Source organism: Caballeronia sp. M23-90, from assembly GCF_053574605.1.
The window spans coordinates 19,671-38,537 of sequence record NZ_JBSIPA010000013.1 but is presented as its reverse complement, the minus strand read 5'-3'; the positions used below and the strand labels follow the sequence as shown (position 1 = coordinate 38,537).

The 18,867-nt window shown below is 59.2% G+C and carries 19 protein-coding genes; 4 read left to right on the top strand and 15 right to left on the bottom strand.

Annotated features, from left to right (window positions below):
- The 4 genes from ACRXB1_RS02920 to ACRXB1_RS02905 all read left to right on the top strand — a co-directional run.
- Window positions 1–417, top strand: a 417-nt coding sequence (locus tag ACRXB1_RS02920; RefSeq protein WP_449491022.1) for an enoyl-CoA hydratase-related protein, incomplete at its 5' end; no start/stop codon positions are given.
- Window positions 414–1,142: a histidine phosphatase family protein gene (locus tag ACRXB1_RS02915; protein WP_256700948.1), complete on the top strand. Its 729-nt coding sequence runs from the start codon at window positions 414–416 to the stop codon at window positions 1,140–1,142. The genes ACRXB1_RS02920 and ACRXB1_RS02915, both read left to right, overlap by 4 nt.
- 82 nt (window positions 1,143–1,224) lie before the next feature.
- Window positions 1,225–2,325, top strand: a complete 1,101-nt coding sequence (locus ACRXB1_RS02910; RefSeq protein ID WP_449491021.1) for a phosphotransferase — start codon at window positions 1,225–1,227, stop codon at window positions 2,323–2,325.
- 22 nt (window positions 2,326–2,347) lie between these two features.
- Window positions 2,348–3,562 carry an acyl-CoA dehydrogenase family protein gene (locus tag ACRXB1_RS02905; protein ID WP_449491020.1) on the top strand — a complete coding sequence of 405 codons (1,215 nt, stop codon included), beginning with the start codon at window positions 2,348–2,350 and terminating at the stop codon, window positions 3,560–3,562.
- A gap of 62 nt (window positions 3,563–3,624) precedes the next feature.
- On the opposite strand, the gene ACRXB1_RS02900 is transcribed toward ACRXB1_RS02905, so the two are convergent.
- The 15 genes from ACRXB1_RS02900 to nuoG form a co-directional block, all read right to left on the bottom strand.
- Window positions 3,625–4,077 carry a MaoC family dehydratase gene (locus ACRXB1_RS02900; protein WP_449491019.1) on the bottom strand — a complete coding sequence of 151 codons (453 nt, stop codon included), beginning with the start codon at window positions 4,075–4,077 and terminating at the stop codon, window positions 3,625–3,627.
- On the bottom strand, window positions 4,074–4,532 hold the full coding sequence (locus ACRXB1_RS02895) for a MaoC family dehydratase (protein WP_174362266.1): 459 nt from the start codon (window positions 4,530–4,532) through the stop codon (window positions 4,074–4,076). Before ACRXB1_RS02895 ends, ACRXB1_RS02900 begins: the two co-directional genes overlap by 4 nt.
- Window positions 4,533–4,563: 31 nt before the next feature.
- The gene (locus ACRXB1_RS02890) at window positions 4,564–5,685 is read right to left on the bottom strand and encodes an acyl-CoA dehydrogenase family protein (protein WP_449491018.1); all 1,122 of its coding nucleotides are present in this window, start codon (window positions 5,683–5,685) and stop codon (window positions 4,564–4,566) included.
- 10 nt (window positions 5,686–5,695) lie between these two features.
- Window positions 5,696–6,892 carry an acyl-CoA dehydrogenase family protein gene (locus ACRXB1_RS02885; RefSeq protein WP_062167075.1) on the bottom strand — a complete coding sequence of 399 codons (1,197 nt, stop codon included), beginning with the start codon at window positions 6,890–6,892 and terminating at the stop codon, window positions 5,696–5,698.
- A 69-nt stretch (window positions 6,893–6,961) separates the two neighbouring features.
- Window positions 6,962–7,432, bottom strand: coding sequence for a DUF1178 family protein (locus ACRXB1_RS02880; RefSeq protein WP_449491017.1), 471 nt, complete (start codon window positions 7,430–7,432; stop codon window positions 6,962–6,964).
- Between the two features lie 209 nt (window positions 7,433–7,641).
- Complete coding sequence (locus tag ACRXB1_RS02875; RefSeq protein ID WP_061999826.1) at window positions 7,642–8,268, bottom strand: NUDIX domain-containing protein; 627 nt, start codon at window positions 8,266–8,268, stop codon at window positions 7,642–7,644.
- A gap of 77 nt (window positions 8,269–8,345) precedes the next feature.
- A complete protein-coding gene (locus ACRXB1_RS02870; protein ID WP_061999827.1) occupies window positions 8,346–8,642 on the bottom strand; it encodes a DUF2818 family protein in 297 nt (98 codons plus the stop codon).
- A complete protein-coding gene (nuoN, locus tag ACRXB1_RS02865) occupies window positions 8,642–10,120 on the bottom strand; it encodes an NADH-quinone oxidoreductase subunit NuoN (protein ID WP_061999828.1) in 1,479 nt (492 codons plus the stop codon). The genes ACRXB1_RS02870 and nuoN overlap by 1 nt, the downstream gene beginning before the upstream one ends.
- Window positions 10,121–10,144: 24 nt before the next feature.
- Window positions 10,145–11,635, bottom strand: a complete 1,491-nt coding sequence (locus ACRXB1_RS02860) for an NADH-quinone oxidoreductase subunit M (RefSeq protein WP_061999829.1) — start codon at window positions 11,633–11,635, stop codon at window positions 10,145–10,147.
- 17 nt (window positions 11,636–11,652) lie between these two features.
- Window positions 11,653–13,731 carry an NADH-quinone oxidoreductase subunit L gene (gene nuoL / locus ACRXB1_RS02855; protein ID WP_062167080.1) on the bottom strand — a complete coding sequence of 693 codons (2,079 nt, stop codon included), beginning with the start codon at window positions 13,729–13,731 and terminating at the stop codon, window positions 11,653–11,655.
- A gap of 17 nt (window positions 13,732–13,748) precedes the next feature.
- Window positions 13,749–14,054 carry an NADH-quinone oxidoreductase subunit NuoK gene (nuoK, locus tag ACRXB1_RS02850; protein ID WP_031360677.1) on the bottom strand — a complete coding sequence of 102 codons (306 nt, stop codon included), beginning with the start codon at window positions 14,052–14,054 and terminating at the stop codon, window positions 13,749–13,751.
- A gap of 14 nt (window positions 14,055–14,068) precedes the next feature.
- Complete coding sequence (locus ACRXB1_RS02845; protein ID WP_061999831.1) at window positions 14,069–14,770, bottom strand: NADH-quinone oxidoreductase subunit J; 702 nt, start codon at window positions 14,768–14,770, stop codon at window positions 14,069–14,071.
- A 162-nt stretch (window positions 14,771–14,932) separates the two neighbouring features.
- Window positions 14,933–15,421 (bottom strand): NADH-quinone oxidoreductase subunit NuoI, encoded by a 489-nt coding sequence (nuoI, locus tag ACRXB1_RS02840; protein ID WP_050381450.1) that lies wholly within the window; start codon window positions 15,419–15,421, stop codon window positions 14,933–14,935.
- An 18-nt stretch (window positions 15,422–15,439) separates the two neighbouring features.
- The gene (gene nuoH / locus ACRXB1_RS02835; RefSeq protein WP_056353961.1) at window positions 15,440–16,504 is read right to left on the bottom strand and encodes an NADH-quinone oxidoreductase subunit NuoH; all 1,065 of its coding nucleotides are present in this window, start codon (window positions 16,502–16,504) and stop codon (window positions 15,440–15,442) included.
- A complete protein-coding gene (gene nuoG, locus ACRXB1_RS02830) occupies window positions 16,505–18,841 on the bottom strand; it encodes an NADH-quinone oxidoreductase subunit NuoG (protein WP_062167083.1) in 2,337 nt (778 codons plus the stop codon).
- Window positions 18,842–18,867: the final 26 nt, after the last annotated feature.

Genomic DNA, 18,867 nt, shown 5'->3' with positions numbered 1-18,867 from the left:
TTGCTCGTCGCTGCCGATGACGCCAAGTTCGTGATGTCGTACGCCCGCGTGGGCCTCACGCCCGATGGCGGCGGCTCGTGGTTCCTCACGCGCGCCTTGCCACGTGCGCTTGCGACCGAGATCCTGCTTGAGGCCAAGCCGATCGGCGCCACACGTCTGCACGAAGCCGGCGTGGTGAATCGCGTGACGAAACCCGGCGCGGCGCTCGATACCGCCATCGCCTGGGCCGACGAACTCGGCCGCATGGCGCCAAAAGCGCTGGCGCAGATCAAGACGCTGATCGCATCGGCTGAAACGCAATCGCTTGCCGAACAACTCGACGCCGAACGCGACGGTTTTGTCGACGCGCTCCATAACGGCAACGCGCTCGAAGGCATCAACGCGTTCCTCGAAAAGCGGCCACCGCTCTACAAATGATGACCACACCCTACGAACTCCCAAAACGCCGCCGCATCTTCCTGATGCGTCACGGCGACGTGACGTATTTCGATGCAACCGGCCGCGCCATCGATCCAATGGGCGTGCCGCTCAATGAACGCGGCCGCGACGAAGCGACCGCGGCCGGAAGCGAGTTCAAGGCGCAGCAGATCCGCTTCGACAAGGTCATTGTCAGCGGTCTGCCGAGAACGATCGAGACGGCACAGCGCGTGCTGGCTGAAACGGGTCAGGAAATCGCAATCGATGTCTGGCCGGAATGGGAAGAGATCCGCGGCGGACGCTTGAGCAACCTGCCCGCGAAGGATATCGAGCGCGCGTTTCTCAGCGTGTTCGACGGCATCGTGCCTGAAACAACTGCGTTCCTTGGCGGCGAGACCATCGGCGAATTGCTGGATCGTGTGTTGCCGCCACTGCAGCGGCTGCGGGACGATTCATCCTGGGACACCGCGTTGCTGGTATTGCACGGCGGCGTGAATCGCGCGTTGTTGTCGCACGCGATCACGGGCGGCGGACGCATGTTCTTCGGGCATCTGTCGCAGACAACGGGATGCATCAACGCGCTGGATATCGGCGACAAACCCGGCGACTGGGTCATCCGCGCGCTGAATCATTCGCCGCCGTCGCCCCTTCACGCAAGCGCGCGCAACACGACCATGGAATTGCTCTACGAACAATTCGTGCGATACACGTCAGCCCTGAAGTAACCGCGCAAGCAGCGACAACAGCGCTTCGAAGCGCGACGCTGCATGTGGACCAGCCTATGAACGCAATCCGGAGGAGACAACGATGGCTTCAAACGACGCGCCCTTGCCCGTACAGCAGGATTTCTCGGCGTTCGAAGGAACGCGGCCCGTCAACGAGCGCCAACAGTTCGACATGGAAGCGCTGTCAGCGTGGCTTGAAACGCATATCGAAGGTTTCGTCGGGCCAGTCAGTGTCGAACAATTCGCCGGCGGCCAGTCGAACCCCACGTACAAGCTGATCACGCCCTCGCGCAGTTATGTGATGCGGTCAAAGCCGGGACCGGCGGCGAAGCTGTTGCCATCGGCGCATGCGATTGATCGTGAATACCGCGTGATGGATGCGCTTGCCGACACGGACGTACCGGTTGCGAAGATGTTTGCGCTATGCGATGACGAAAGCGTGATTGGCCGCGCGTTCTATTTGATGGAGTTCATCGAGGGCCGCGTGTTGTGGGACCAGGCGCTGCCGGGCCTGACGCCCGCCGAGCGCGGCGCCATCTACGATGAAATGAATCGCGTGATCGCAGCTTTGCATTCGGTCGATATCATCAAAGCGGGTCTGGACACCTACGGCAAGCCGGGCAACTATTTCGAGCGCCAGATCGGCCGATGGAGCAAGCAGTACCTTGCGTCGCAAACCGAACCCATCGAAGCGATGAACAAGCTGATCGAGTGGCTGCCGAAACATATTCCGCGCGGCGGCGAAAGCGTCTCCGTTGTCCATGGCGACTTCCGGCTCGACAACCTGATCTTTCACCCGACAGAACCGCGCGTTCTCGCCGTGCTCGACTGGGAGTTGTCCACGCTCGGCGATCCCCTCGCCGACTTTGCCTATCACTGCATGGCGTGGCATGTCGATCCGACGCAATTTCGCGGTATCGGCGGACTCGACTGGGCGGCGCTCGGCATTCCGGACGAACAGACCTACGTCACGCAATATCTCGAACGCACCGGCCTGAAGATCGAAGGCGACTGGAATTTCTACCTCGCCTACAACATGTTCCGCATCGCCGCGATCCTGCAGGGAATCATGAAGCGCGTGAGCGAGGGCACAGCCGCGAGCGCACAAGCGATCGATGCAGGCAAACGTGCCAGGCCGATGGCCGAACTCGCATGGTCTTACGCGCAAAAAGTGACCGGATAAAACATCAGGAACAGGAGACGAGATGAATTTCGACTACACGCCGAAAGTGCAGGAACTGCGCCACAAGCTGGCCGCTTTCTTCGATGAACACATCTATCCGAACGAGCGCGCGTTCAATCAGGAAATCGCGGCAAACCGGGCAAAGGGCGATGCGTGGATACCGCTTGAGCTGATCGAAACGCTCAAGCAACACGCGCGCGATGCCGGCCTGTGGAATCTCTTCCTGCCCGAATCGGAACGTGGCGCAGGGTTGAGCAATCTGGAATACGCGCCGCTTTGCGAGATCATGGGACGCGTGCCTTGGGCGCCCGAAGTGTTCAATTGCGGCGCGCCCGACACGGGCAACATGGAGACCATCGAACGTTATGGCAGCGATCAGCACAAGCAGCAATGGCTCGAGCCGCTGCTGCAAGGCGAGATCCGTTCGGCGTTCCTGATGACGGAGCCGGACGTGGCTTCGTCGGATGCGACCAACATCCAGTGCAGCATCGTGCGCGATGGCGACAGCTATGTGATCGACGGTCACAAGTGGTGGTCATCGGGTGCGGGCGATCCGCGCTGCAAGGTGTATATCGTGATGGGGAAGACCGATCCGGAAGCGCCAAAACATCAGCAACAATCGATGATCCTCGTCCCTGCGGATTCATCGGGCATTACGGTGCATCGGCCGCTTTCGGTCTTCGGTTACGACGACGCGCCGCATGGCCACATGGACATTACGCTTGAGAATGTGCGCGTGCCGGCATCGAATGTATTGCTTGGCGAGGGGCGCGGATTCGAAATCGCGCAAGGGCGTCTTGGGCCCGGACGCATTCATCATTGCATGCGCTTGATCGGATTAGCCGAGCGCGCGCTCGAACTCATGTGCAGACGGACATCGCAACGGGTTGCATTCGGCAAGCCGATCGCAGCGCATGGCGTAACGCAAGAGCGCATTGCCGAAGCGCGGATCATGATCGAACAGGCGCGCTTGCTCACACTGAAAGCGGCCTACATGATGGACACAGCCGGCAACAAGGGCGCCCGCGGCGAGATCGCGATGATCAAGGTCGTTGCGCCGAACATCGCGTGCCAGGTCATCGACTGGGCGATTCAGGCGCATGGGGCCGGGGGTGTATCGGACGACTTCCCGCTCGCTTATGCGTACGCGCACGCACGGACATTGCGCCTCGCCGATGGACCCGATGAAGTGCATCGGAATGCAGTCGCAAAACTTGAATTAGCCCGGTACGCGTAAGCGTTGAGCAACGCGGTGACTTCTTTGACGGCTCCGAAAAAGAAGTCACCGGGACGCGAACTTCAGAAATAGTGCCGTGTAATAAACTCAGCGACACAGACCGGTTTCTCAGCGCCTTCTTTCTGGATAGTCACGCGCCAGATCACCTGCACGCCGCCCTGCGCCACGTCAGTCACCTTCTCAGCCAAGAAACGCGCTCTCAACTTCGAACCAACCAGAACCGGTGACATGAACCGGACCTTGTTGGTGCCGTAGTTCACGCCGAGTTTCTGCTGCAGCGGAACGCATTGCTCAAGCCATTTCGGCACGAGCGCCAACGTCAGGAACCCGTGCGCAATCGGTCCGCCAAACGGCGACTCTTTGCTCGCCCGTTCAACGTCGACGTGAATCCATTGATGGTCGTCGGTGGCATCGGCGAACCGGTTCACGCGCGACTGATCTATTTCCAGCCACCCGCTCACGTATTCCTCGCCGCCCTCTGCGGCTTTCACATCTGCTGCTGAGGCGAGCGTCATTGCGTATTTTCCGGATGACGCAGCCCGAATATCGCCGCCGAATCCACCGTCAAGACCAGCTCGCCATTCTGGTTATAAGCTTCCCAACGCGTTCCGACAATGCCGCGATCCGGCTTGCTTTCGGAAACACGCTTGCTCAACACGCGCACCGTCAACCGCACGGTATCGTTCACGCGAACCGGCTTGAGCCAGCGGATGTTGTCGAGCCCGGGCGAGCCCATCGATGTGGAATCGGCCAGCATGTCGCGCACGAGAATGCCCATCATCGCGGAGCAGGTGTTCCATCCGCTCGCAACCAGTCCGCGAAACGGCGATGCTTCGCCGCCCGCTTCGCTCAGGTGAAAAGGCTGCGGATCATAACGTCCGGCGAAATCAATGATCTCCTCTTTCGAAAACGTATGCGCGCTGAGTTCGGCTACATCGCCGACGTTGAAATCCTCATAGCTGAATGTCATCCCCATTCTCCTTTTATGAAGCGTCGATTATTCAAACGTTAGTGTCGGCGAATCCTGGCAGCGATGCAAACCGCTCCAGATGATGATCGACGTCGCCCAACGTTGTCTCGATGATCGACAAGCGCTTGAACCAGTGTGCCGCCGCGACTTCATTAGTTACGCCCATCCCGCCGTGAAGTTGCACGGCCTGCTGACCGACGAAACGTGCCGCCTGACCGACCCGCGCTTTCGCTGCAGAAATCGCGCGACGGCGTTCGTCCGCGTCATTGCTCGTGTAGCGGGCAGCCGCCAGATACGTGATCGAACGTGCCTGCTCAGCGTGGATCAGCATCTCGACCATGCGATGCTGCAACGCCTGAAACCGCGCGATGGGCGTGCCGAACTGCTTGCGTTCCTTCGTGTACTCGACCGTCGCGTGATTGAGCGCATCGAGCACGCCGACGGCTTCGGCGCAGAGCAGGAACGTCGCGTAATCCGCGATATGTTCAAGTGTCGCGGCCCCGGTTTGCGCATTGCCCAGGCGTGTGGACGGCGTGCCCGTGAATTTCAAGGAAGCGGCACGCTGGCCATCGATCGTCCGGTATTCAGTGATCGCCACGTTGCCCGAATCGCGCGCAACGGCGAACAGGGCAACTTCGCCGTTCAGCCTTGCGGGCACGATCCATACGTCGGCCTGTGCGCCGTGTTGGACCAGCGACTTCTCACCGTTCAAGGTGAATTGGTCGCCCTGGATCTGTGCCGTGGTTGCGATGGAAAACAGGTCATGGCGCGCATGCGGTTCATGAAACGCCACGGCAAGTTTGATCTCGCCGGCAGCCGCGCGCTCGAGCAAGGCGTTCGCGTACTGATCGCCAACAAGCCGCAACGCTTCGATACCCACCGCCGTCGACCAGTAGGGCTCGACGACCAACGCACGCCCGAGTTCCTGCATCACAACGAGCATGTCGACCGGACCACCATCGAATCCGCCACGCGCTTGCGGCGCGGGCAACGCCGTAAGGCCTAATTCGGTGAAGGCAGTCCAGTGTTTTGCATCGACACCTTCCCTGGATGCCACGATCTTTTGGCGGGCATCGAACGTGTATTCCTTGTCGAGATAACGGCGCAAGGCATCACGGAATTGCTGTTGTTCATCGGTGAAATTGAAGTCCATGTGCCGCTCCTCACAAGCCCAGAATCATCTGCGCGATGATGTTTTTTTGAATTTCGTTCGAACCGCCATAGATCGATGTCTTGCGGAAGTTGAAGTAGTATGCGGCGAGCGGCGCCGCGTCGTCATCGCCTGCGAGACTGTGCTCCCGTTCGCCTTCGAGATACTCGGGATCGAACGCGGCGGCCTGGGGTCCGATGGCTTCAACCATCAACTCGGTCAACGCTTGCTGGACTTCGGTGCCCTTGATTTTCAGCATCGATGCTTCCGGGCCCGGCCCGCGGCCATTCGCTTCGCTCGCGACCACGCGCTGCACGGTCACTTCAAGCGCCATGATCTCGATTTCGAGCGCCGCGATCTTTGCAGCGAACACAGGGTCCTTCAACAACGATGCTCCGCCCTTCTTCTGATCAGTGGCAAGTCGTTTGAGGAACACCAGTTCGCGCTTGGACTGCCCGACGCGTGCGATGCCCGTGCGTTCATGCCCGAGCAAATACTTCGCATACGTCCAGCCGCGATTTTCTTCGCCGACGAGGTTTTCCATCGGCACTTTCACGTCTTCGAAGAAGACTTCATTGACTTCGTGGTCTTCGTCGAGCGTGATGATGGGACGCACGGTGATGCCGGGCGTTTTCATATCGATAAGCAAGAACGAGATGCCTTCCTGCTTCTTCGCGCCGCTGTCCGTGCGCACGAGGCAGAACATCATGTCGGCGAACTGGCCGAGCGTGGTCCAGGTCTTCTGGCCATTGACCAGATAGTGGTCGCCCTGACGTTCGGCGCGCGTTCTCAGCGATGCCAGATCGGAGCCCGAACCGGGTTCGGAATATCCCTGGCACCACCAGTCGGTGCCATCGAGAATGCGCGGCAAGTAATGGGCTTTTTGCGCATCGCTGCCGTATTTCATGAGGACCGGTGCGACCATCGATACCCCGAACGGCAACACGCCTGGCGCACCAATACGCGCGCATTCCTCATCCCAGATATGGCGCTGCGTGGCGTTCCAGCCCGGACCGCCAAATTCCTTCGGCCAGGCGACGACAGACCAGCCGCGCGTGCCAAGCAGCTTGTGCCAGCTCGCGTAGTCGTCGCGGCTTAACCGTTTGTGATCGAGTACCTTGGTACGCAAGGCTTGCGGCAGATTGGCGTCGAGCCAGGCGCGAATGTCGGCGCGAAACGCGTTGTCCGCGGGGGAATAGTTCAGGTCCATGCGCTCTCGTCTCCTGTCATGACCCGGGTCGGCCACGAGGAGACGTGCGCTAAGCCAACGGGCGTCGGCTTATTGCAGCGGCTCTTTCAGTGCGGCCGGCACGGGCAGCGGCATCACGTCGATGCCTTCTTCCATCAATGCGTGCGCATCTTCAGGCGTAGCGACGCCGCGAATATTGCGCGCCGGCGCTTCGTCGTAATGCATGCGCCGCGCCTCTTCGGCAAAACGGTCGCCCACGTTCTCGGTCTTCGCGAGAAATTCCCGCATGAATTGCAGCGCACGCGCCTGGGCCGCCTGATCCGGCTGCTGCGGGGCCGCCTGCGGCGTAACGCTGCTGCCGCTGCTTGCCTGCTCGATTCGGTCGGAACGTGTGGTGGACAGGTTCAGCCGCGGTGCCGATGGCATGCGGCTTATTTCAGTCGTGGAACACACCGGGCAAGCCACGAGCTTGCGCGACAACTGGGATTCAAACTCATCGGACGAAGCAAACCAGCCTTCGAACCGATGGTCGTGCGAGCACTTCAAGTCGAGAACCTTCATGCTAATCAGGGCTTGCCGGAAAGTTTAATCGCAAAAGCGCGTTTTGTGAACGGTCGTTCGTAAATTTGCGTCTGCGAATTTTGGATGAATCGAGAAAACAGGTGGTCGATTTTAGCCCGCTGGTCCTTCGCGCGCTTGATGGCGTTGTTTTTGATGAAACGCACAAACGCAAAAGCGGCCCGCAGGCCGCTTTTTTTCTCTCGATTTGCTTATTCGCTGACCGGATCGCCTAGTTTCCACTCGCCCGACATCACCTTCTCGAGCCAGAAGCTGCCGATGATCGTTTTTACATCGCTGATCTGGCCGCTCTTGATCCACTCGAAGATTTGCGACCGATCCGCAATGAACGTCTCGAGGAACTCGCCCTCGTCCAGCTTGTTCTCGCCCGCAGTCAAACCGCGCGCCAGATACAGGTCGATGAACTCGGTCGAGTACGAAATCACCGGATGAATTCGGGTCAGGAAGAACCATTCGCGCGCCGTGTAACCCGTTTCCTCGTGCAATTCACGTTTCGCGCAAGCGAGCTCACTTTCGTTGGGATCGAGCTTGCCGGCGGGATATTCGAGCAGCACCTTGCGGATCGGATACCGATACTGCCGCTCGAGCAGCACGCGGCCGTCGTCGAAAAGAGGCAGGATCATTACCGCGCCCGGATGCTCGACGTACTCGCGGGTGGCGTGTTTCCCGTCGGGCAGCTCGACTGTATCGAGTTTCAGCGTGAGGAATTTACCCTGATGCAACAACTTGCTTTCGACCGTCTTCTCGATCAGGCCGGCATCGGAATCAGGGAAAGAGTCGGCGGAATGCTTGGGGTCGAGGGAAGAACTGTCAGCCATCATGCGCCTTGAAGGAAACGCGTCAAACGACGAACCCGGCGCCAAACGCGTGGATCAAGCCGCGACGGCCGTGGCCGTCAGCGGCGCTTGACGAGATATTGGAAAGCGAAACCGGGGAACGCGAGCACAAGAAAGAGGCTGAACGTCACGGCGTAAAACTGCCAGCCCTGCTCAAAACGGTTTCCGGCACGCGCCTCAAGCATAAAGCCGAGCGCGCCCACGACAAAATAAAGCACGATCAATTCCGCGAGGCGAATCCACGGGCTTTTCTTCGCTGCCTTGATTGGCACGACGGCGAAGATGCGTTGATTCGCAAACGGAAGGTTGGCGCCGACCAGCGCCAACAACACGATAAACCAGCCCGCAGCCGACATTACAACTGGAACGGCAAGGTATGGGTGATCGCCGTCAGGCAAGCGTTCATCAACGGACCCGGCACAATGCCGAGCACGAGCACCGCAAGACCGTTGAACGCGAGCAGCGCGCGCTTGAGGTTGTCGGCGACGATCGGCGATGCGTCCGTCGGTGCATCGAAGTACATCAGCTTGACGATACGCAGGTAGTAGAACGCCCCCACCAGCGACGACATCACGGCGAGCACTGCAAGCCACGTCAGACCGGCGTTCATGGTCGCTTCCAGCACCGCGAGCTTGGCGTAGAACCCGACCATCGGCGGGATACCGGCGAGCGAGAACATCATGATCATCATCACGAACGCGAACACCGGGCTACGCTGGTTCAGGCCCTTGAAGTCATCGAGCGTTTCGGCTTCGAAGTCCTTGCGCGCCAGCAGCATGATCACGCCGAAGGTACCGAGCGTGGTGATCAGGTAGATGATGCTGTAGAACATCGCCGAGCTGTAGGCACCGGCCGCGCCATCGGCCTTGCCTTCGACCACGCCCGCGAGCATGCCCAGCAGCACGAAGCCCATGTTCGAGATTGCCGAGTAAGCCAGCATCCGCTTGATGTTCTTCTGCACGATACCCGTGACGTTACCCACGATCAGCGACAGCGCGGCAAGGATCACCAGCATCTCTTGCCAGTCGACTGCCAGCGGCAACAGCGCCATCACCAGGAAACGCAGACCCCACGCGAAGGCCGCAGCCTTCGGGCCGCCACCAGTGATCAGCGTCATGGCAGTCGGTGCGCCCTGATAAACGTCAGGCACCCACATATGGAATGGCACCGCGCCCATCTTGAACGCAATCCCCGCGACAACGAAGATCACGCCGAACAGCAGCACCGCGTCGTTGATACGGCCAGTTGCAATGGCCTTCGCCACTTCGTTCAGTTCAAGCGAACCGGTCGCGCCGTAGAGCATCGAGATGCCGTAGAGCAGGAAACCGGAAGCCAGCGCGCCAAGGACGTAATACTTCATTGCGGATTCGTTGGCCTGCGGCGAGTCCTTCCGCAACGCGATCACCGCGTACAGCGACAACGACATCAGTTCCAGCCCGAGATACAGCGTCAGGAAGTTGTTGCCCGAGATCATCACGCACTGGCCGAGCAGCGAGAACAGGCCGAGCAGGAAGAAGTCACCGCGGAACAGATCGCGATCTTCAAGATACTTGCGCGAATAGATGATCGATACCGCGAAGCCGAGCGTCACCACCGCTTTCATTGCGCTGGCGAACGGATCGACGACGTACATGCGCGTGAAGAAATAATGCGGCGTGGGATCGAGTGCCTGGACGGCGAACCACAGGCCGACCACGATCGTCGAAATGACCGAGATGAAATAGGACGTTTGCCGGCTCTTCACGCCGTAGATGGTGTCGTTCAACCACACTACGACGACCATCAACATCAGCAGTCCATCGGGTAACAGGGCACTCATTGGGGCATTTTGCATGATCTTTTATTTCCTCCGCACGCGTTACTGGGCCAGCGGCAGTTTCGACTGCGCGACGTGGGAGAGGAGATTTTCCACGGATGCGTGCATCACATCGGTGAAAGGCTTCGGGTACAGGCCCATGTACAGCGTAAATACAGCAAGCACGGCCAGCATGAAGAATTCGCGCTTGCTGATGTCCTTCAGCTTGGCGACGTTTTCATTGGCAATCGCGCCGAAGTGCACGCGCTTGTACATCCACAGCGTGTACGCCGCGCCGAGAACCAGCGTGAACGTTGCCAGGAAACCGATCCAGAAGTTGAACTTCACGGCAGCCAGGATCACCATGAACTCGCCGACAAAACCCGACGTACCTGGCAGGCCGCAGTTGGCCATCGCGAACAACATGGCGAATGCCGCAAACTTGGGCATGACGTTGACCACGCCGCCGTAATCCGAGATCCGGCGCGAGTGCATGCGGTCATACAGCACGCCGATACACAGGAACATCGCGCCCGAGACGAAGCCATGCGAAATCATCTGGATGATCGCGCCTTCCATGCCGAGCGTGCTGAAGATGAAGAAACCGAGCGTGACGAAGCCCATGTGCGCAATCGACGAATACGCGACCAGCTTCTTCATGTCTTCCTGCACCAGCGCCACGAAGCCGATGTAGATCACCGCGATCAACGACAGCGTGATCACCACGGGCGCCAGGAAATGGCTGGCATCCGGCGCGATGGGCAGCGAGAAGCGGATGAAACCGTACGCGCCGAGCTTCAGCATGATCGCGGCCAGCACGACCGAGCCGCCCGTCGGCGCTTCCACGTGGGCGTCAGGCAACCACGTGTGGACCGGCCACATCGGCACCTTCACGGCGAAGGCCATGAAGAACGCGATGAACAGCAATATCTGCGGCGTGAAGCCGATCTTCAATGCGTGCCAGGTGGCGATATCGAACGTGTGCGTCTGCGTGTACAGGTACAGCAACGCGATCAGCATCAGCAACGAGCCCATCAGCGTGTACAGGAAGAACTTGAACGCGGCATAGACCCGGTTTGCCCCGCCCCACACACCGATGATGATGTACATCGGAATCAGCGTGGCTTCGAAGAACACGTAGAACAACATGCCGTCGGCGGTCGAGAACACGCCGATCATCAGGCCCGACAAGATCAGGAACGCAGCCAGGTACTGCGACACGCGCACCGTGATGACTTCCCATGCCGCGATCACCGTGATGACGGTGATCAACGCGGTCAGCACGACAAACCACATTGAAAGACCGTCGACACCCAGGTGATACGAGATGTTGAAGCGCTGGATCCAGCTCACGTTTTCTTCGAACTGCAGCGCAGCCGATGAATTGTCGAAGCCGGTAATCAAGGGAATGGTGACGATCAGGCCCAGGATCGAGCCGATCAGTGCAAGCCAGCGCGACGGCGCCGGATTGCTGTCATTGCCTACCGCCAGTACAAGGATACCGACAATGATCGGTAACCAGATCGCGAGACTAAGGATTGGAAAAGAGTGCATAGATAGGTGTCCCCGCCTTATTTGCCGCCGAGCGTTACAAACAGGGTCAAGAGCCCCAACATGCCAATGATCATGGCGAACGCGTAGTGATAGATGTAACCGGATTGAAGGAAGCGAATCACACCGGCAAACCAGCCGACGAACTTCGCGAGGCCGTTGACGATCCCGTCGATGACGGCGACATCGCCTTCTTTCCAGAGTCCGCGGCCAATGGCAACCGCACCCTTTGCAAATACGACATCGTTGATCTTGTCGAGGTAGTACTTGTTATCGAGCAAGTTGTAGATCGGCAGGAAGCGTTGCTTGATCACGCCCGGCAGATCCGTACGCTTGAGATACAGGAACCACGACACCACCACGCCACCAAGCGCGAGCCACACCGGCAGACCCGCTACCGAATGCAGGCCCATCGCGAACCATCCGTGGAATTCCTCGGCCATTTCATGCAGCGCCGGATGGTTTTCACCAATGAAGATCACACGATCGAACACCACGCCGTGCGCGAAGAAGTCGCCGAACAACATCGGGCCGATCGCCAGCGCACCAATGATCACCGATGGGATCGCCAGCAGGATCAGCGGCAGCGTGATCACCCAAGGTGTTTCATGCGGGATATGCGGACCATGACCATGGCCGTGATCATCGTGGCCGTGCGAATCATGGCCGTGCGCATCGTGGCTGTGCTGGGCCGCTTCGATACCCATTGGGCTTTCTGGATGCTTCGGACCGCGGAAACGCTCCTTGCCATGGAAAACCATGAAGTACATACGGAACGAATAGAGCGCAGTGACGAACACGCTTGCAACCACCGCGAAGTACGCGAAACCCGAACCCGGCAGATGCGAGAGTTTCACGGCATCGATGATCGAATCTTTCGAATAGAAGCCCGAGAAGAACGGCGTACCGATCAGCGCCAGCGAACCGAGCAGCGACGTGATCCATGTGATCGGCATGTACTTGCGCAGGCCGCCCATGTTGCGCATGTCCTGGTCGTGATGCATGCCGATGATCACCGAACCCGCGCCAAGGAACAGCAGCGCCTTGAAGAATGCGTGCGTGGCCAGGTGGAACACGGCAACCGGATAAGCGGACACGCCGAGCGCAACCGTCATGTAGCCGAGCTGCGAGAGCGTCGAGTAAGCCACCACGCGCTTGATGTCGTTCTGGACCACGCCGAGGAAGCCCATGAACAACGCCGTGATCGCGCCGATCACCGTCACGAACGACAGCGCCGAGTCCGACAATTCGAACAGCGGCGACATGCGCGTGACCATGAAGATACCGGCCGTCACCATGGTTGCCGCGTGGATCAGTGCGGAGATAGGCGTCGGGCCTTCCATGGAGTCGGGCAGCCACACGTGCAGCGGGAATTGCGCCGACTTGCCCATTGCGCCAATGAACAGGCAAATACATGCAACCGTCAGCAAGCCCCAGTCGGTGCCCGGGAAGGTCATGCCGGCCAGTTGCGTGCGGTGCGCGAAGACATCACCGTAGTTCAGCGATCCGGCAAACGCCAGCAACAGGCCAATGCCGAGCAGGAAACCGAAGTCACCCACGCGGTTGACCAGGAACGCCTTCATGTTCGCGTAGATGGCCGTCGGGCGCGTGAAGTAGAAACCGATCAGCAGGTACGACACGAGACCCACTGCTTCCCAGCCGAAGAACAACTGCAGGAAGTTGTTGCTCATCACGAGCATCAGCATTGAGAACGTGAAGAGCGAGATGTAGGAGAAGAAGCGCTCGTAGCCCGTTTCTTCATCGGCCATATAGCCGATCGTGTAGATGTGCACCATCAGCGAGACGAAGGTGACGATCACCATCATCATCGCGGTCAGCGAGTCGACCAGGAAGCCGATCTCCATCTTGAGCGGGCCGACCGTCATCCATTCGTAAATGGTCGCGTTGAAGCTCGCGCCCTTCATGACGTCGAGGAAGACGAAACACGAAAGCACCAGCGATATCGCCACACCAAGAATGGTGATGCTGTGCGACGCGCGGCGCCCGATCTTCCAGCCGAACAACCCCGCGATCAGCGAACCGGCAAGCGGTGCCAGCGGAATCGCAAGCAGAAGGTTTTCATTGAGTGTCGTGGACATATCTGTCTTGCCTGAATTTAACCTTTGAGCTGATCGAGATCTTCGACGTTGATCGTGTCGAGGCTACGGAACAACGTGACCAGAATCGCGAGACCGATGGCCGCTTCAGCCGCCGCGACCGTCAATACGAAGAACACAAAAATCTGGCCGTGGATGTCGCCGAGATAGTGCGAGAACGCGACGAAGTTCGTATTGACCGCCAACAGCATCAGTTCGATCGCCATCAGGATGATGATCACGTTACGTCGGTTCAGGAAAATACCGACAATGCTGATCGCGAACAGGATCGCGCCGAGCACAAGGTAATGGGCAAGACTCAACATGGTTTTATATCTCCTCAGCCTTTGTTGTCGACCGTGCCGGCGCCGGCGTTGCCGGTAACGGGCGGATTGGTCGCGGCATCCGGCGCTTCCTGCTCGGACTTCATCTTCACGATCCGCACGCGATCTTTCGCACGCACCTTGACCTGTTCGCTCACCGACTGGCGCTTGTTGTCCTTCTTCTCGCGAATGGTCAGCGAGATTGCCGCGATGATCGCGACCAGCAGGATCAGGCCCGCGATTTCAAACGCGAAGATGTAGTCGGTGTAGATGACCTTGCCGATCAGGTGCGAATTCGACATCACTTCGTTCGGACCCACGCCGGAACCTACCCCGTTGACCAGCATCGCGTCGCGCACCGGCGTGACCGTCGCGCCATAGCCGTGCCACAGGATCAAAGCGGTCTCGATGATGATGATCGCGCCCACGATGCTCGCTATAGGCACGAATTTCTTGAAGTCGCGGTGCAGCACGTCGAGGTTGATGTCCAGCATCATCACCACGAACAGGAACAGCACCATGACCGCGCCGACATAGACGAGAACCAGCAAGATGGCGAGGAATTCGGCTTCGAGCAGCATCCAGATCGCGGCCGCGTTGAAGAACGCAAGCACGAGAAACAGCGCGGATGACACCGGGTTGCGCGAAGTGATCACCTTCAGCGCCGAAACAACCAGCAGCAGCGCGAAGATGTAAAACAGTACGGTCGTGAATTCCATGATTACCGGTTCATCGTTAGGCTTTGTGTTTTGACACAAGCGCGCCGTGTCGCATCTTTTGAAGGAAGCAACGTACAACCATGGCGCGCGGGCCGGAACAGCAGGTCAATTCAAATGCAGGAACAGCAAAAGGCGCGGTGAAGACGAGCGCCCCGCTCCGCTTTACCGATAAGGCGCGTCAGCAGCCTTCGCAGCAGCAATCTCCGTTTCATAACGGTCGCCCACTGCCAGCAACATGTCTTTCGTGAAATACAGGTCGCCGCGCTTCTCGCCGTGATACTCGAGGATATGCGTTTCGACAATCGAATCGACCGGGCAGCTTTCTTCACAGAAACCGCAGAAGATGCACTTGGTCAAATCGATGTCATAGCGCGTGGTTCGACGCGTATTGTCGGCGCGCGTTTCTGATTCGATGGTGATTGCAAGCGCCGGGCACACGGCTTCACACAGCTTGCATGCGATGCAGCGTTCTTCGCCGTTTTCGTACCGGCGCAATGCATGCAGGCCTCGAAAACGCGGGGAGATCGGGGTCTTCTCTTCCGGGAACTGAACCGTCACCTTGCGCTGGAACAAATAGCCGCCAGTCAGCGCAAGACCCTTCAGCAACTCGGTCAGGAAAAATGTTTTAAAGAAATTCTGTAATGCGTTCATGGTTTTTTCATCCGCCCATTATTTCCAGATGTTCAGCGGTGACATGATCCAGAACCCGACCACGACCACCCACACCACCGACACCGGCAGAAAGATTTTCCAGCCAAGACGCATGATCTGGTCGTAGCGATAACGCGGGAACGTCGCACGGGCCCAGATGAACACGGACAGCAGGAAGAAGATCTTCAGCACGAACCAGAAAATGCCCGGGATGAAGGACAGGAAACCAAACGGCGCGCTCCAGCCACCAAGGAACAACGTCGATGCGATCGCCGAGATCACGATCATGTTGATGTACTCGGCCAGGAAGAACAGCGCGAACGCCATGCCCGAATAATCGATCATGTGACCCGCGACGATTTCCGACTCGCCTTCCACCACGTCGAACGGGTGACGGTTCGTTTCGGCAATGCCCGAGATGAAGTACACGACGAACATGGGCAGGAGCGGCAACCAGTTCCACGAGAGGAAGTTGATACCCCAGTTCGCGAAGATGCCGTGTTCCTGCGAGACCACGATAGCCGACATGTTCAGGCTGCCCGTGACCATCAGCACGACGACGAGCGCAAAGCCCATCGAGATTTCGTACGACACCATCTGCGCCGCGGCGCGCATGGCGCCAAGGAACGCGTACTTCGAGTTCGATGCCCAGCCGGCCAGGATCACGCCATACACGCCGATGGACGAAATCGCCATCACGTAGAGCAGGCCGGCGTTGATGTCGCCCAGCACCGCTTTCGCCTGGAACGGAATCACCGCCCACACCGCGAACGCGGGAACCACGGTCATGATCGGCGCGATCAGGTAGATCCAGCGGCTCGCTTGCGTCGGCTGGATCACTTCTTTCAGCAACAGCTTCAGCACGTCGGCGATCGGCTGCAGGAGTCCGAGCGGACCCACGCGATTCGGGCCAAGACGCACGTGCATCCAGCCGATGAGCTTGCGTTCCCACAGAATCAGGTACGCGACGCACAGCAGGATCACCACCGACACCACGAGAATGCGGATGACAGCCCACACCGTGGGCCAGGCGACACCGAGGATCTGCGTCCCGCCTGCGTTGATCGTATCGAACAAGCCCATTTACGCCTTCTCCACTACCAGTTCACCGAACAGAGCCCCGAGCGCTGCACCGGCCGGCGTTCCCGCCGATACACGCACTACGCTTTCCGCCAGATTCGCGTCGCGAACGGCCGGCAGCGTGACCGAGAGACCGCCTTGAGCGACGCGCACGGCATCGCCGTCTTTCAGACCGAGTTTTTCGAACAGCGACGTCGGCAGCGCAGCCACATTGGCGTCGCGCGCGGCAGCCGTCAGATGCAGCGATTCGGCGCGACGCGACAATGCGTCGGCATGATAGATCGGCGTGTCGGCGAGGCGCTCAAAACTGCCTTCGTTCAATGCAGCCTTCGTCACCGGCTTGATCGCCACGCTGCTCTTGTTCGACAGGCGCGAACTCAGATCGCCCTTGCCCAATGCTGCGTCGCGGACTTCTTCGGCGGTATCGAATTCGAAACCCTTCAGGCCCAGGATGCTGCCCAGCACACGCAATACTTTCCAGCCTGGACGCGTTTCGCCCAGCGGACGCACGACGCCGTTGAACGTCTGCGCTGTACCTTCGGCGTTGACGAACGTGCCCGATGTTTCCGTGAACGGTGCGATCGGCAGCAGCACGTCGGCGTAATCCGAGCCGTGCTTGAACGCCGACAACGCGACAACCATTTCGGCCTGCTTCAATGCGGCGAGCGCTTGAGCGGGGTTGGCGGTATCGAATGCAGGTTCGACGTTGAACAGCACGTAACCCTTGCGCGGCTGCTCGAACGCTTCGCGTGCGTTCAGGCCGCCTTCGCCCGGCAGTGCATCGACGAGATGCGCGCCAACCGTATTTGCAGCTTCAGTCAGATAACCCAGCGTTGCGCCCGTCTCGTCCGCGATCCACTGGCAAACAGCATGGATCTGCGCGAACTGCGGATGCTGAACCGCGCTGTTGCCGAGCAGCAGGACACGCTTGTCGCCGGCCGACAGGGATGCAGCGATGTCCTTGGCCGCCGCCGATGCCTCGATGCCAGCGAACGCTTCCGGTGCAGCAACGCCACGCGCTTCGGACACTGCAGCAGCAATGCTGCCCAGGTGCGCGAGCCATTCTGAAGGCGCTGCCACTACGCGATGCGCAGCGGGAATCAGCGAATCGTCGTTCGTCGCGTTCAGGAACGTGAGCTTTGCGCCGCCCTTGGCGGCTTGACGCAGACGTGCGGCGAAAAGCGGATGATCGCGACGCAGGAACGAACCCACGACGAACGCCGTGTCGATATTCGTCAGGTCTGCGATCTTCATGCCAAGCCACGGCGCGCTGTCCGAAACCGGCGCAGAGAAGTCGCTCTGGCGCAGACGGAAATCGACGTTCGGCGTACCCACGCCTTCGGCAAACTGCTTCAGCAGATAGAGTTCTTCAACGGTGCTGTGCGGCGTAGCCAAAGCAGCGATCTGATTCGCGCCATGGTCAGCCGTAATGCCCTTGATGCCCTTCGCCACGTACTCCAGCGCCGTTTGCCAGTCGGTCTCGATCCACTTGCCGCCTTGCTTGAGCATGGGCTGCGTGAGACGGTCGTCGCCGTTCAGCGATTCGTACGAGAAGCGATCCTTGTCCGAGATCCAGCATTCGTTGATGGATTCGTTTTCCATCGGCAGGACGCGCATCACGCGGTTGTTCTTCACCTGTACGACCAGATTGGCGCCGACCGAATCGTGCGGGCTGATCGACTTGCGGCGCGACAGTTCCCACGTACGGGCGCTGTAGCGGAACGGCTTGCTCGTCAACGCGCCGACCGGGCACAGGTCGATCATGTTGCCCGACAGTTCCGAATCGACCGTCTTGCCAACGAACGACGTGATTTCCGAGTGCTCGCCGCGACCCAGCATGCCGAGTTCCATCACGCCGGCCACTTCCTGACCGAAACGGACGCAACGCGTGCAATGGATGCAGCGCGTCATCTCTTCCATGGAGATCAGCGGTCCGACGTTCTTGTGGAACACCACGCGCTTTTCTTCGTTGTAGCGCGACTGCGACTTGCCGTAACCCACCGCCAAGTCCTGCAACTGACATTCGCCGCCCTGATCGCAGATCGGGCAATCGAGCGGGTGATTGATCAGCAGGAATTCCATGACGGACTGCTGCGCCTTGATAGCCTTGTCCGACTTCGTACGCACGATCATGCCCGCCGATACCGGCGTGGCACACGCGGGAACCGCCTTCGGCATTTTCTCTACTTCGACCAGGCACATCCGGCAGTTCGCCGCGATCGACAGTTTCTTGTGATAGCAGAAGTGAGGAATGTATGTATCGACCTTATGCGCAGCCTGGATCACCATGCTGCCTTCAGGCACTTCTACACTTTTGCCGTCGATTTCTAATTCAACCATGATGGGGAATGGTCCTTGGCCTGATC